Origin of the sequence: Janthinobacterium sp. GMG1, from assembly GCF_034427795.1 — a bacterium.
Lineage (GTDB): Bacteria > Pseudomonadota > Gammaproteobacteria > Burkholderiales > Burkholderiaceae_D > Janthinobacterium.
In genome coordinates this window covers 16,011-29,638 of record NZ_JAXQNT010000011.1, presented here as the reverse complement: position 1 = coordinate 29,638, position 13,628 = coordinate 16,011, and the positions used below count along the sequence as shown (strand labels likewise).

The 13,628-nt window shown below is 61.6% G+C and carries 10 protein-coding genes and 1 pseudogene; 3 read left to right on the top strand and 8 right to left on the bottom strand.

Features of this window, described 5'->3' with window-relative positions; translation table 11 throughout:
* Positions 1-4 precede the first annotated feature (4 nt).
* The 3 genes and pseudogenes from SJI03_RS23700 to SJI03_RS23690 form a co-directional block, all read right to left on the bottom strand.
* Positions 5-975: pseudogene (locus tag SJI03_RS23700) on the bottom strand (IS110 family transposase).
* Between the two features lie 121 nt (positions 976-1,096).
* Positions 1,097-1,501 carry a GlcG/HbpS family heme-binding protein gene (locus SJI03_RS23695; RefSeq protein ID WP_034757420.1) on the bottom strand — a complete coding sequence of 135 codons (405 nt, stop codon included), beginning with the start codon at positions 1,499-1,501 and terminating at the stop codon, positions 1,097-1,099.
* Positions 1,502-1,560: 59 nt separating this feature from the next.
* Positions 1,561-2,472, bottom strand: coding sequence for a patatin-like phospholipase family protein (locus SJI03_RS23690; RefSeq protein ID WP_322428843.1), 912 nt, complete (start codon positions 2,470-2,472; stop codon positions 1,561-1,563).
* 186 nt (positions 2,473-2,658) lie between these two features.
* On the opposite strand from SJI03_RS23690, the gene SJI03_RS23685 reads away from it, so the two are divergent.
* The 3 genes from SJI03_RS23685 (at position 2,659) to SJI03_RS23675 (ending at position 4,145) form a co-directional block, all read left to right on the top strand.
* Positions 2,659-3,108, top strand: coding sequence for a hypothetical protein (locus SJI03_RS23685; protein WP_322428842.1), 450 nt, complete (start codon positions 2,659-2,661; stop codon positions 3,106-3,108).
* 90 nt (positions 3,109-3,198) lie between these two features.
* Positions 3,199-3,861 (top strand): hypothetical protein, encoded by a 663-nt coding sequence (locus SJI03_RS23680; RefSeq protein WP_099379582.1) that lies wholly within the window; start codon positions 3,199-3,201, stop codon positions 3,859-3,861.
* A complete protein-coding gene (locus tag SJI03_RS23675) occupies positions 3,858-4,145 on the top strand; it encodes a barstar family protein (RefSeq protein ID WP_322428841.1) in 288 nt (95 codons plus the stop codon). The genes SJI03_RS23680 and SJI03_RS23675 overlap by 4 nt, the downstream gene beginning before the upstream one ends.
* Positions 4,146-4,159: 14 nt before the next feature.
* Here SJI03_RS23675 and SJI03_RS23670 read toward each other — a convergent pair whose 3' ends face one another.
* The 5 genes from SJI03_RS23670 to tssF form a co-directional block, all read right to left on the bottom strand.
* The gene (locus SJI03_RS23670) at positions 4,160-5,527 is read right to left on the bottom strand and encodes a virulence factor (RefSeq protein WP_322428840.1); all 1,368 of its coding nucleotides are present in this window, start codon (positions 5,525-5,527) and stop codon (positions 4,160-4,162) included.
* Positions 5,528-5,529: 2 nt separating this feature from the next.
* Positions 5,530-7,752 carry an effector protein Tle3 domain-containing protein gene (locus SJI03_RS23665; protein WP_099379584.1) on the bottom strand — a complete coding sequence of 741 codons (2,223 nt, stop codon included), beginning with the start codon at positions 7,750-7,752 and terminating at the stop codon, positions 5,530-5,532.
* A 42-nt stretch (positions 7,753-7,794) separates the two neighbouring features.
* Positions 7,795-10,530, bottom strand: coding sequence for a type VI secretion system Vgr family protein (locus SJI03_RS23660; RefSeq protein ID WP_322428839.1), 2,736 nt, complete (start codon positions 10,528-10,530; stop codon positions 7,795-7,797).
* Positions 10,531-10,609: 79 nt separating this feature from the next.
* Positions 10,610-11,641, bottom strand: coding sequence for a type VI secretion system baseplate subunit TssG (tssG, locus tag SJI03_RS23655; RefSeq protein ID WP_322428838.1), 1,032 nt, complete (start codon positions 11,639-11,641; stop codon positions 10,610-10,612).
* Positions 11,605-13,407: a type VI secretion system baseplate subunit TssF gene (tssF, locus tag SJI03_RS23650; RefSeq protein ID WP_322428837.1), complete on the bottom strand. Its 1,803-nt coding sequence runs from the start codon at positions 13,405-13,407 to the stop codon at positions 11,605-11,607. The genes tssG and tssF overlap by 37 nt, the downstream gene beginning before the upstream one ends.
* Positions 13,408-13,628 lie beyond the last annotated feature (221 nt).

Below are 13,628 nucleotides of genomic sequence, written 5' to 3'. Positions count from 1 at the left end.
GCCCTCATGTTGTCATGGGCGCCTCTTTTATTTCAAATTCGGTATGGTGGGCCGCGATGGCCCATGCCGTGCGCGCCAGTTTGTTGGCCAATGCGCAGGCCACCACATTCGAGTGGCGTCGCGTGAGCATGGCGTGCACCCACTGCGCCAGGCGCCCACGTTGACGCTCCAGCCTCTGCATGTAAGCCCGCGCGCACTGCACCAGCAACTTGTTTTTACCGCCGGTACTGTACTGGCGTGGCCCCAGCCCAACGGCGGCGGCGAAGTCACGCCCGCAGCGGTAGTGTTTGCCGTCACCCACTTCGGCGGCCAGCACGCTGGCCGTGATCGGACCGATGCCGGGCACTGTCATGAGTCGCTGGCCTAAATCGTCCTCGGCCACTTGCCGGGTCAGGTCCTTCTCAATATCGGCAATCTGCTTGTCGAGATACTTGAAATGGGCATGCAATCGCTCCAGCAGCAGCATCAACCGTGCTGGTAGGCGCTGTTCTGCCAGCACCGAAGGCAATTTGTTGATCGCAGCGTGGCCAACCGGCTAGCTGATGCCAAACTCCAGCAGAAAGCCGTGGATTTGGTTGCTCGCCCTGACACGCTCGCGTACCAGCGATTCGCGCACGCGGTGCAGCGCCGAAAGCGTCTGTTGAGCCTCGTTCTTGGGCGTGACAAAACGCATGGCGGGACGGCTGGCCGCCTCGCAAATGGCTTCGGCATCGATGAAGTCGCTCTTATTGCTCTTGACGAAGGGGCGCACGAACTGCGGCGAGATCAGCTTGGCCTCATGGCCAAAGCCGGCCAGAAGTGCGCTCCGGCACAGGCCTCTATGATGATGGTGCAGGGATGGAAAGTGGCGAGAAACGCGATCAGTTGTGGGCGGCTGAACTTCTTGCGCAGCAGTGTTTTACCTTGGCGATCCTGTCCGTGGACATGAAAGCTGTGTTTGCCGAGATCGATGCCGATGAGCGTAACGTTTTCCATGATGGCCTCCTTCAGAAATGAAAACACCCTATAAGTTTAGTAACTTATAGGGTGGAGGGTGACCATCTCATTAGCCGCCCGGCTTGCGCGGAGCGGCTTGCAAAGCAATACCGGTTACTACTTACACTAGCGCCGCAATGCCGGCCTTGGCGATTTGCGCGTCCTCGGCGGATTTCACGCCCGAGACGCCGACGGCGCCCACATAGTGACCATCAAACACGATGGGCACGCCGCCTTCAAGCAAGCCGTCGATTTCCGGTGCGCTCAGGAACGACACGCGGCCGCCATTGATCATCTCTTCATAGATGCGCGATTCGCGGCGGCCCAGTGCGGCCGTCTTGGCTTTCGATGGGGCGATGTGCGACGAGATCGGCGCCACGCCATCCATGCGCTGCAGCCACAGCAGGTGGCCGCCGTCGTCGACGATGGCGATCGTGACCGCCCAGTTATTCTTGACCGCTTCCGCTTCGGCGGCGGCAGCGATTTTCTTTACGTCGTCCAGGGTCAAAATCGGTTTCGATTGCATGGTGCATCCTTGTTATGTTGAAACAAAATTGTATACGAAATGCGCGGCGGCGCTATCCATCACTGCTCGCGTTTGGCTTTCAGCTTTTGCTTGAGCTGCGCCATCACGGCAAAGGTCGCCTGCTCGCCCGCCAGGATGGCCTGGTTGCGGCTGTTGAAATCGTTGCCCTTCATGGTGCCCAGGCTGGGCTGGATCACCACGTCCGCATCCTTCAATTCGAACTGGTTGATACGCTGGCCCATGATGGCAAACGTCTGCATCAGCACTTCCATCGAGCTGATGGCCTTTTGCGTATCCGTTTGCGACGAAATATTCACAGCGATGATGAAATCGGCGCCCATGTCGCGCGCAAAGCGCACGGGCACGGGAGCGACGAGGCCGCCATCGACATAGATGTGACCGGCAATCGTCACGGGCTGGAACACGCCGGGCACGGCCGACGAGGCGCGCACGGCCATGCCGGTGTTGCCGCGCTGGAACAGGATCGGCTGCCCGTTTTTCAAATCGGTCGCCACCACGCCAAACGGAATCTTCAGCTTTTCCAGCGGCACGCCGCCGACAGCCTTGTTGACATAGCTTTGCAGCGCTTCGCCTTTCAGCACGCCGGACGACTTGCCGAACAGGGGCAAGGCCCAGTCGGAAATGGCCGCCTCGTCCATGTCGAACGCCATCTTTTGCAGGGCGAAGCCGGAGTTGCCCGCCGCATACATGGCGCCCACCACGCTGCCGGCGCTGGTGCCCGTGACGATGTCAGCCTGGATGCCCTGCGATTCGAGCGCCTTGATCACGCCGATATGCGCGAAACCGCGCGCCGCGCCGCCGCCCAGCGCCAGGCCGATCTTGATCTTGCGCGGCGTGACGACGGTGGGTTCCGGCGGCGTCAATACTTGTATCGGTTTCGGGGCGGTGGTATCGCAGCCGGCCAGCGCAAAGGCGGCCAGGGCAAGCAGGGTCAGGCGTTTAGGGAACATGGTGGAGAGGGAGAACCGCGCGCGGCAGTGGCAATAAAGGAGAGCCGATTGTAGCGCAAGCGGAGCCGCCCGCACTGAAGGCCATCTTAAATGTTTAAAAATGACAATATTTCGAACCGTGCGCGCCACGCCGGCTGCTAGACTGGCCCCTGGCTTCCCACCTCCCCCACTTCCATTGAGCGGCTTATGAAAACAGACCTGTTCCACCTCATCGCGCACCCATGCTTGCTCGTTGCAGCCCTGCTGGGTGCGGCCTGCGCCAACGCCGCCCCCGTCGCGGCGACGGAGCGCCAGGATAGCATCGCGGCAAGAATGGAGGGCTTTACTTGTACGGGGAACATACAAATTCCCAATGATACGGAGAAACACACGATTGAGCTCAGCTTCGACGCCCCCGACCAGCATGGCGCGCAAGGCACCCACCTGGTTGACGGGCGCGGCAAAGCGGGTAACTTTTACGGCTGCCGGCAAAGCGGCGACAGCCTGTCTTGCACATATGACGCAGGGCCGGCCAGCGGCCCGCTGACCATGCACTTTACCGGCAACTTGACGCAGGTAAAGGGCGAGTTCAATTCCCCTTTCGAAAATAGCGCCACCATGCAATTTTCCGCACGCTGCCAAAAATCGGAGCAATAGCAGCGTCCGGTCTATTGCCCCCCTGCCCCTGGGATAGCTTGTTCGCATACCGAAGCGCCCCACCTCTTCTCACTCGCCGAATCGCTCAACATGTCCGACGAATATCAATTTTCCGACAGCCGCGCCCTGAACGCCCCATTTACGCAACAGTTATCGAGGCAGCCGCCCGATGGCGCCCTCGCCTGGCTGAGCGCCATCCTCGCCACGCAGGCACCCATGCTGCGCTCGTCGAACGCCATCTTGCTGGCCTACACGGGCAATCCGGCCGCCCTGACCTGGATCGACGCCAATATCGGCTCGCCCGTGGCGGGACAATGGGGCGTGGCGGCGGCCCTGCTGGACACACCCTGGCCGCAAATCGTTGACTGGCTGCAACGGGGCGGCGCACACCGGCTGATGGCGCTCGATACCCTGCTGGCCTACCGCAAGCCAGCCGTCAACATGTCGCCGCTGGAACAGATCGCCGCCCCCGTGCTGCCGCAGGCGCCCGCGCGCGCCGAACTCGACGCCGCGTTGGCCGCCTGCCTGGCGGCATCTTCCACGCCGCGCATCCAGGCTGCCATCAGCTCGATCAACAAGCACGTGGACGAGATCCTGCGCGGCGGCCCGCGCGGCGTGGCCGTGGCCGACTTGCCGCGCCTGTACCTCGACCCGGCACCATTCAAGGATGCGCCCGCCATCCTGGAGCAGCACGAGGCGGTGGTGGGCGGCATGCGGCAAAACCTGCAGAACCTGCTCAAAGGCATATTGTGAATCGACCGGCCCTGGTGACGATCGACTTGAGCGAGATCAATACGCCGCGCCAGCTGCACGCGGCGCTGGCGGCCACGCTGGGTTTCCCGTCCTTCTACGGCATGAACTGGGATGCGTTCTGGGATACCATCACGGGCCTGGTGGACATGCCGCAACAGCTGGAGCTGCGCGGCTGGCCAGCCTTCGCCACGCGACTGCCCGCCGATGCGGCCATGCTGCAGCGCATCCTCGCGCGCATGGCGCAGGACATGCCGGCGCAGGCGGCGGAAGTGCGCTATGCCTGAACTTTTACCATCTATTACTTCGAATAACCCTGCTCATTGAACTGTCCCGCATCCAGCGTGGCCCAGGCATGCCGGATGCCCCACCACATCAGATAGGCATTGCCGCCGCCGCGCGCGCGGAACCACGGTTTCACGGGGTCGATGGGCCGCACCTTAGCCGGCGGCAAGATCAACACGCCGCTCGTCTGGCCAGCATCGCCGGTGCCCGCCACCAGCACGTTCTGACCAAAGTGATTCGCCTGCGCGATGCCCAGCGCCACGTTCGTCAGGGCCGTGGCGGCGCCCATTTCGCCCAGCAAGGCCGGCGTATTGAAGGTCTGCCGGTGAAAATCGAAGGCCGGCAATTCCATCGTCAAGGTTTGCGCCAGGTGAGCGATGCGATCCGATGACGCCGGATGCGTATTGTGCGCGTCGTGGATCACATAGCCGATCTGCGTGTCCAGCTTGCGCCCATTGCTGGCCGCCTGCGCCAGGGTCGCCTGCCACGCCTGCACGGTGGGCGGCGGCAAGCCCTTCTCCGCCGTAAAAGCGCTGACCTGCTGCGTGGCCGGATAGCCTATCCACGCCAGCGCATCGCGCTCCGTTTTGTAATGGGGACCGGCCAGCACCAGCAAGACCATGTTTTCATTGATCTGCTCATCTTTCGGAAAACTGGGCGCATCCCAGCTCATCACCCACACCGTTTCCTTCGGATGCGCCTGCAGATAATCGAGGGCGGCCGCCAGGGAAATGAATCCGGCATTCCCGCCACCCGCCGTCACGCGCACATCGGGCGGGGTGGATTTGGTCCAGGAGTTGGGGAAACTTGGATTGCCGATTGAAAACGTATCGATGATTTCCTCGCGCAGGGCGGCGCCAGCCAGGAGAGGATCAAAGCGCGTTGCAGGCAAGGCATATTCAACATGAATACCCGCCAGTTCGTTCCAGCCTTTTTTGCGTTTGAAGTCGTGGGCGTTATAAAAATAGGTCGGATTGGAAAAATACACGCCATGAAACTTGGCAATCATCTGCCGCAAATATTTTCCGTGAAAGTTAAAAAAAGTACCCTTTCCACCATTTGACGATGCTATGCCCGAAACAGATCTGACCTCAGAAAAAATGGCAGGATATTGCTCTACCATATCGTCTTTTTTATTTGGACGCACTTTCCCAAGAGTCCATAGCAGTTGCCATTCAGTTGGATAATCCTGGCGTTGAAGGGGATTGAGCCACTGCACTCCCACCACTTGCGCTATAAATGGCGCTTCTACATCAAGTACGTTGCGTTTATCTTCATCGGCAATGGAAGTTGGGTGCAGCGCGCAAGACGATAGACCTATCGTCGCAAGAACTGCAGTAATAGAAGTAAATATATAATTCTTAGGCACGATGAGCTTCTCCATTTTTAAAAACCACCATTTTCACGTGAGTTTTTTATTTTTTCTGGCATTGCACCTTCTGCGGACTCACCTACCCATTCCAGGGCAGTCCTCTTTTTCAACCTTCCTTTTATAAAGTACTCATCAAACTTCTTTATCTCCTCATCACCTTCAATTTCATAAAGAAACCGCCAATCCGCCATCGTCCGCAACTCCCGCAAATCCGTTTCCAGCAAATGACAACAGCCCACGGCCACGTCATACGCCAGCGCCTTTCTGGAGTGTTCGCTGTTGGTCAGGATGGTGGAGTGATCGGTGGCATACGTGCCGACGTTGCCAGCGAGTCCCGCCTGGATTTTCCGCTGGCGCCATGCCGTGTATTGCGCGCTTGCCGTCTCGGGATGGTCTTCTTCCGTGACTTGTTTGCCTTTCTCGACCTTGCCTTCGCGCTTGGCCATCATGCGCAGGGAAGCGTGGTATTCGTATTGCAGGGCCGCTTCGCTCGCCTCGTTGCCGCGCGCCGCATCGGTGCGCTGTTGTTCGCCATGCAGGCCACCGCGCGGTATCTCCAGCTCGCGCTCGCCATGGAACGGGTCGCCCGCCGGATGGGCGGCATCCTTGTTGCGATTCCAGCCATGCGGATGCAGGCCCATGTCAAAGCTGGGGCAGATCTCGCCAAATAACTTCGCCTGCGGAAAGAAGGTCTCCGGCAGGTCGGGCGCTTCCAGCGGGATTTTCCAGTACTTGTCGGGCGAGGCATTGATACGCTTGCGCATCAATGCGGTGGCCATGATGGCGATGGGCGCAAACGCCACGGTGAGTATCCGGAACAGCCAGTTCTCTTGCGCTTCCACCCCCTTTTCCACGCTATAGGTGGAAATCATGGAAGGCGGATTCCAGAAATGGTCGCTGCCAAAATCGATGGCAGGACGATGGTCGCCCCAGTAGTCGTACGCGCCTTTTACGCCGACGGGAAAACCCTCGGCAAACACGCGCTGGGTCAATATTCCCTCCCCGCCCGCTCTGGCGATTTCACCCGGATCGAGCTTGCCCTGGCGGTCTTTCTTCGGCAGGCCATTCTTGTCCAGCACAGGGCCGGCCAGGCCGCGCCAGCCGATGCCTTGCACCGTCAATGATGAAATCACCTGGTCGTGCGGATTGCAATACAGGGTCACGCGTCCCACGGTCGCGCCCCGCACGCCATAACTGTCAATATCGTGCTGCGCCTTGAACGGGTGGTGCGCACTGCTCATGGCCTGGTCGATTTTCCCGGCTGGCCATTGTGCGGCGCGCCGCTCGCCGATGAGGGCAAAGAAGGCCGCCAGCGTGTCAAAGCGCGCCGCGGCCGTCTGGCGGCCAGTGCTGCCGTCGGCCGCCGTCAGATTCGACGACGTCCAGTTCTCCGCCATGTTGTCTTCCACCACGCTGTACGGCGAATTGCACAGGACATAATTGTCGGCAATGCAAGGCCACATCCTACCTTGAGAGTCCGCCACCTTGGGCAGGCGTTCACCCAGAAAGGCCGCCGCCATGCTGACCATATTGCCCTGGCTATGGCATACGATGGTGATCGGCACATCGGCCTGCTTTTTCCGGATGGCCTCGATCAGCCGCGCCAGGCGGTAGGCGGCCAGCACGAAATACGGCCTTGGCGGGCAGGCGTACACCTGCCTGTCATTGGTCGGATTCATGTGCTGGATCTGCATCCACAGAAACAGCTGGTCCGACAAGCCTTCACCCCACAAGTCCGGCAGGGAACTGCAGCCATTGGCGAACGGTCCGCCACCCCAGTAATTCTGCTCGTTCAGGAAAATGCCGTCGCCATACGTCTGCAACTCGATATCATTGGCTGCGTAACCCCAGCGAAAGCGGATCACGGGCGAATAGCCATCGCCCTCCATGAAGCTTCTCGGTTTCATCAGGGGATTGATGAAGCCGTCGCGCGTCAGCTGCTGCAAATAGCGGGCCGGCGTCATGGCGATGCCCTCCTGGGCGCCGCGCCCGGCATCGTGTACGCGCCGGTGCAGGCGTGCATTCAATCCCGCGCACAGACCGGTTTCAGCCTCGTCATACCACTCGCCATCGGAGTTGACGCCATGCACGAAGATCATGATGCCCGGCAAAGGCAGGCGCGTGGTAATCGGCAGCGTGTCATGGTCGAAGCGCAGCAGGCCGTCTTTTTCGCCTATCTGCAGGTATTTGCTTTCATCGAAGGGCAAGGAACCCGCCTTGGGCTTGTGTACACTCATGCTTGACTCCCATTCATGACGCAGAACGTGCAATATCGATGCTCAGTCGCGCGGCCTGAAAATACGCACCTTGAGTTTTTCCAGACTGTCGCCCACGATGGCCGCGCCCTTGCCTTCGCTGTCGGCATCGACCACTTGCTGCGCGCCATCCTCGCGCTCGACGACGATCTTGACGCCACTGACGGGACTGCCATCGAGGCCGGAAAGCACCTGTGGCATGCGGCCAAGGTCGCCCTCGTCAAAGCTCGGCAATTCAGCCTTGCTGCTGGCCGGACCATTCCAGTGATGGCCGTCGGTCTTGATGGTCAGCGCACCCGGACCACCGAGTTCCACGCTGCCGCCCGCCAGTTTCAGATAGGCGCCGCCGGCCGTCATGAACGTGATTTCATCCTGCGCCATGCCGATCAGGCGGGTATTGGCCGTCAATTTCAGGGCCTTGGCGGCGTTCAGCTGCATCTCGTCAAACTGGCTCTGCATGAGAAATTTGCCATGGTGCGCGATCTGGGCGATACCGCCCTTGTGGGCAAACACGGATACGCCATCGCCGGCCTGTACGCTGCAGCGCTGGCCCGCGATCACGTGCACATGCTGCTGCGCCACCGTGTCGACATTCACGCCGGCGTAGCTGACGATGGTCTTCGGGCTGCTCAGCGCCAGCCCCGCAGGCGCCGTCAGGCTGGCAGTGGGCGCCTCGGCACCAGCGACCGCCTCCTTCAAGGCAGCGGCGGGCGCCACGTCGACCGGCAGCGCCTGGTGCGCGCCAGCGTATTCGCTCAACGATTTGAACAGGTTCAAACACTCCTGCATCAGGGCCACATGCTCCTCGGCCGATAACTGGCCGCCTGTGGCGTCGAGCCGCCGCCAGGCCGACAGCAGCAGTGCCTTGCCGCTGCGCACGGCGCCGCCATGATCGCTGCGCAACTCGAAACCATCGCCGCGCTGCCGGCCCGCGCCGCCTGCGCGCGGCTCGACGAGGAAGCCCAGGTTAAGCTCGGTGGCGGCGTGATCGCTGGCCAGCTGGGCACTGATCTGTCCGGGCGTATCGTCGAAACGCAGCTGATTGCCGCCCTGGCCGCGCACTTCGCGGCTGCGCATGCCCGCCAGGTAGCGGTTGCCCGGCAGCGCGCCGCGCTTGCTGAGCGCCGGTGGCGGCGCCACGGCGTTGAACAATTGTCCCAGCACAATGGGCCGGTCGGGGTCGCCCGCCAAAAACCCGATCAGCACTTCCGACCCGACTCTCGGCAAGGCCAAGGTGCCGCACTGGTGCGCGCTGCCCTGTCCATCGCCAGCCCAGTTGCTGACCACGCGCAGCCAGGCCGTGTCGCGCTCCGTGTCCGAGGCGCCGGAACCTTGCGCATGCGCATGGTCGGCGGCGCGCGTGGCGGGAAAGCGCACCTTGATGCGCCCTTGCTCGTCGCAATGCACTTCCTCGCCGCTGGGCCCGACGACGATGGCGCTTTGCAGTTGCGGCTGAGGCACGTCGCGCTGCGGATCGAATGCGGGAACCAGGACCACGCTGGTGCGCACGCAACTGAAGCGCATGCGATAACGCGGCGTTTGCGGCCCGAATGTTTCTTGCGCCGGCCAATCGCTGGCGGCGAACAGGCGCGCGATGCGCGCATCCAGGGCTTGCGGCAGATTGTTGCTGGCATGCACTTCCAATGCCGTGACAAGGAAACGCCGGCCATCCGGCCGATGCTGGTCGATCTCGGCATGACCTTCCAGGCTGAACTGCTGGCCCGCGCACATCGAGCGCACCACGCCCTCGCCATGAAAACACTTGGTTTCGACGTCGTGGCGCGCCATCGCCAGCAAGCCCAGTTGTCGAAAATCCTCAACGTCATTGCCCATGTGCGGCGTCGCCACAAGATAGTCGTCGAGGCTGGCGGCAAAACTATTGCCGCTGGCCCCCTGATCCGCCATCCCGCCAGCTTCCACCTGCATGAACTGGCGATTGCGCGGCGCCGCATAATCCCAGCTGTGGTAGCCGGCTCTACCGGCTTGCAAGGTGCGCACGGCGCCCCAGGCCGTGATGGTATCGCTCTCTTCGGTGGCGTCCGCGCGGTGGTAGCGGATCACTGGCGCCACATTCTCCGGCAGGCGGCTGGCATCATCGAACAGCAACAGGACGTGCGACGGCATGGCGCCGGACGCCCCGCTCTGCGCGGCGCCAGGCTGGATGACCCAGGAAATGCCGCGCCGCCGCAGCAGGCGCCGGATGAATGCGGCATCGGATTCATTGTGCTGCATGGTCAATTCACGGGCCGGAAAAGGACGGTCGGCCAGGGCCTGATCGATTTTGCAAGCGAACGTGGCGCCGATGATGATGTTGCCTAGCCGCCATTCGGCAATCAGCAATTCGACGATCTCCAGCTCCGTCTTGCCACGGAAAACCCGTGTAGTGCGGCGTTTTTCCATCAAGGTCAACGTATCGTGCAGCACCAGCTGGTAGGTGGCGAGGCCGCCATCGCTCAGCCCGGCGGAAGCCTGCGCGACGATGCCGCACACGCTGCGCAATTGCCCCATATCGGTGACAATCTGCAACTCCGCCGGGACGCCGATGAACTGCTTGAGCGGCAAATGCGCATCAAGCGAGACGCAACGTATGGTGTACTCGAGGCTGGCGCAAATGGCTTCGCGGCCGTCTACCTGCTGCGGCAACAGGACATCGTCGTTGACGCCGTCCGCATACGCCAGCCGCAGGCGCAACGGCCGGTTACCGGAGTTCAACTCCTTCGCCGCCTGCATGAATTGCATGAATTCGTCCGCGCTATCCATTCACTCTCCCTGAATGCCGATACACATCGCCCCAAGCTCATCAGTATTCATACATTTACCAACGGCCAATTGCGGCGCGTCAAGCGGCACCGGGAAATCGGACGCCATAGTGCATTGCGTCGCAGTCGCTGCCTGCCGCTCCCGCCAGCAAACGTGCTGCCTGCCCCAGGCGGGCTGCGCCCTGCTCCATCCTGGCCGTCAGGCTGCTGCCGTGCACATCGGCAGCGCGCAGGATCAGGCGGATTTCGTATTGCACGCAAGGCAGGCCAAACAGGCTCAACATGCTTTTCAACGCCAGTGCAGCTGAGTTTCCAGGAAGAAAATCGTCGAACCGTGCCCGCGTCAAAGGGCCCAGGTACAGGCGCACGCGCAAATCCCGGCGCCGGCAGCGCGCACCGAGCATGGCGCCCTGCCCCAGGCTCACATTGCTAAGGTTGAGCAGGGAATGCTCATCGCTTGGACGCAAGTGCCAGGCGCTGATGAAGGACTCGATGCGCAAGGACACGCCGAAATAGTCGCCCAGCACCCCGGCCATCAATTCGGCGCTGACGGGCCGCTGCCGCAGTGCCGCCGCATAGTAAGCGAGCGCTTCCGGCGGCAATGCGCCGGTGCCAGCCAAGTGCGACGGCCAGGCGCCAGCCAGCGCCAGCTGCAGTGACAGGAATCCGGGGCGGCCGTCTGCGTCGACCTGGCACTCGATCCGGCTGCCGGCCCAGGCCTGATACAGCAGCACGGGAGCGCGTTGCGACAGGGCGTCGAGAAAGGCACGCGCGCCGGCATTGCCCGTCGCCCGCTCCTGGCGCACCAGCCGCTCCGTATAGTGCAGGGGCAAGGTGCCGTTCACACCCAGCAAACCCATGAAACTGGGCCGCAGGTGCAGGCGGCCATGCTCGCTGTCGTGCCACACTGCCTCGATCTCGCAGGCGGGAAACACCAGCGCAACGCTATGATGGAAACGCACGCCATCGTGCAATGCTGAATCTGCGCGCGCCCCCTGCCGGCATAGCCAGCGTTCGAGCAAGCGCACCGTCTGGAAGAAACCGAAACGGTACGGCGCCTCGGACAACAGCGCGACTACGCCAGTACTTGCTGGCCATTGCGGGGCAGGCATCGCAGCAACTCCTTCCCACTTTTGTGCGACATCAGGAGCAAGCGGCAATAGCTGTTCACATGCACATACATGGCCAGCACATGGTCGATCACTTGCGCAAAGACATGCAGGCCGCTGCCGACATACGCTTCTTCCTCCACGGTCAGCAAGACGTCGATGCCAAATACCAGCACACCGCCACTGGCGTCGGGCATCCAGGTACTGCTGGCGCGGTGCGTCATGGCCTTGATACCTTGAATTTGCCGTTGCGACATCAAGGAAGCGGGCAAATCATGCAGCGCCAGCATTTCCTGAAACAAGGCCACACCATCGTCCAGCAAAGATTGATGATTCAAGGACAGCAATGCCAGCAAGCGGGCCTGCGCGGCCAAGTCGGCCTTGAAGCGATACGCCGGACTCGGCTGACGCAACAGGCGCACCGGTAACGCGCCAGCCGCCCCCTCGTGCCGCAAGTCGCCACCGGGCGCGCCGAATGGCAATGCGCTCGGCAAATCGCGATTGCTGCAGGTCAGGTCGACCGATACCGTCGCCATGCCGGCATGCGTATCGTCCTCGTCGCTGTCGACAAACGCCAGGCTGCTTTCGTAACCGGGATGGCTGAGCGCCCGCGCCTCATCGCGCCGCAACACCCAGTAGCGGCGCTTCGCTCCGCCAGGCTGCCCGTGGTGCATGGCATAAAACGGCTGGCATTGCGTGACCGTACTGGCATGCTCGCCCTGCCGCACCAGGCGCACGGCGTCGACACTATGGATGTCATACGCATGCGCATATTTATGTTCGGCGAGCAGCGGATACTCGCTGTGCGTTTGCGTCAGCCTGATCGGCGCTGCCGCCTGCTGGAAAAGATTCATCACCGGCGTGCAGGCAAGCAGCAAATTTGTTGCCGATACAGAGCGCAGCAGACGTGCGGCAGCGCTGCTGGCAGCGATGTCCCGCAGGCCCAGGTGCAAGCTCCAGCGCTCGCATCCAGGCGGCAACAGTGGTGTGATCTGGCCGAGGTCGATATCAAAAAACTGGAACTTTTCAGGGAAGGCAAAGTATTCGGTCAGCAAACAATATGCACGATGCGTGCCTGGCTTGCGCGGCAACAGCGCGTCCTCCAGCAAAAAACCGACGGCGCGCAGCGGCACTTGCGCCAGCGGCAACCGCACGCCGCCGGCCTCGATCCAGGCATGCGCAGCATGCAGAAACAGGGCATCGCGCAAGGTGGCGGTGAGCGATGGCGTGCCGTCGATGAAAACGCGCAAGGCAGGCAAGGTCAATTGCTCCAGCGTGCCGGTGGCTGACGTGGACACGATATCGATGGCGAGCGCGGTCGATATGTCGGTGGGCAAATGGATCGCCGCCGTCGCATCAATCATGGGAAGGAAACGCGCGCCAGCAAGGCTGAGCGGCGCCAGCACCACGTCATAGGCGGTGCGAAACTTGCAGACGACGCCCTGATACTGCGGTGCATGCATCAAGGTTCCACGCGGCAGGGTATCGATGCCGTCGCGCGCCTGGCCCGGTGCGCCACCGGCGTCCACATAGGCAATCGAACACGCGGGAAACGGCCGCAGGTAGTGCGGAAAATTTACTTCCAGCATGGACTCGCTGAAAACATGGCGTGCATCATCGATCTTCTTGGCCGTGCGGGCATTACACAGGGCATACGCTTCGATCAGGCGTTCAATGTGCGGGTCCTGGCAGTTGCTGCCCACGATACCCAGTGCGGCAGCGACGCCAGGATAGCGAGCGGCAAATTCCTGCTGATGCGTACGCAACATGCCCAATTCCAGCTCATAATATTTCAGCAAAGATTCCATGCCGGCGACTCCCAAGCAGGACGGGCGACACACGTCGCCAGACGGAAACTGCATTATTCAACAATGATAGAAAAGTAAGTTGCGCGGGAGCAATAAGTCGACCTGCGGCGTGGCAGCAGCGGCGTTTCCTGCTGAAATATGCTTGACAGTCCGGCCCAACTTCCCTTACATTGAGTGCATGT

Excerpts from the sequence above, each read along its gene's own strand:
- SJI03_RS23690 (WP_322428843.1), bottom strand. The coding sequence starts at position 2,472 with ATGTTCCCTAAACGCCTGACCCTGCTTGCCCTGGCCGCCTTTGCGCTG.
- SJI03_RS23685 (WP_322428842.1), top strand. The coding sequence starts at position 2,659 with ATGAAAACAGACCTGTTCCACCTCATCGCGCACCCATGCTTGCTCGTT.
- SJI03_RS23680 (WP_099379582.1), top strand. The coding sequence starts at position 3,199 with ATGTCCGACGAATATCAATTTTCCGACAGCCGCGCCCTGAACGCCCCA.
- SJI03_RS23665 (WP_099379584.1), bottom strand. The coding sequence starts at position 7,752 with ATGAGTGTACACAAGCCCAAGGCGGGTTCCTTGCCCTTCGATGAAAGC.
- SJI03_RS23670 (WP_322428840.1), bottom strand. The coding sequence starts at position 5,527 with ATGGAGAAGCTCATCGTGCCTAAGAATTATATATTTACTTCTATTACT.
- SJI03_RS23695 (WP_034757420.1), bottom strand. The coding sequence starts at position 1,501 with ATGCAATCGAAACCGATTTTGACCCTGGACGACGTAAAGAAAATCGCT.
- tssG (WP_322428838.1), bottom strand. The coding sequence starts at position 11,641 with ATGCCTGCCCCGCAATGGCCAGCAAGTACTGGCGTAGTCGCGCTGTTG.
- SJI03_RS23660 (WP_322428839.1), bottom strand. The coding sequence starts at position 10,530 with ATGGATAGCGCGGACGAATTCATGCAATTCATGCAGGCGGCGAAGGAG.
- tssF (WP_322428837.1), bottom strand. The coding sequence starts at position 13,407 with ATGTTGCGTACGCATCAGCAGGAATTTGCCGCTCGCTATCCTGGCGTC.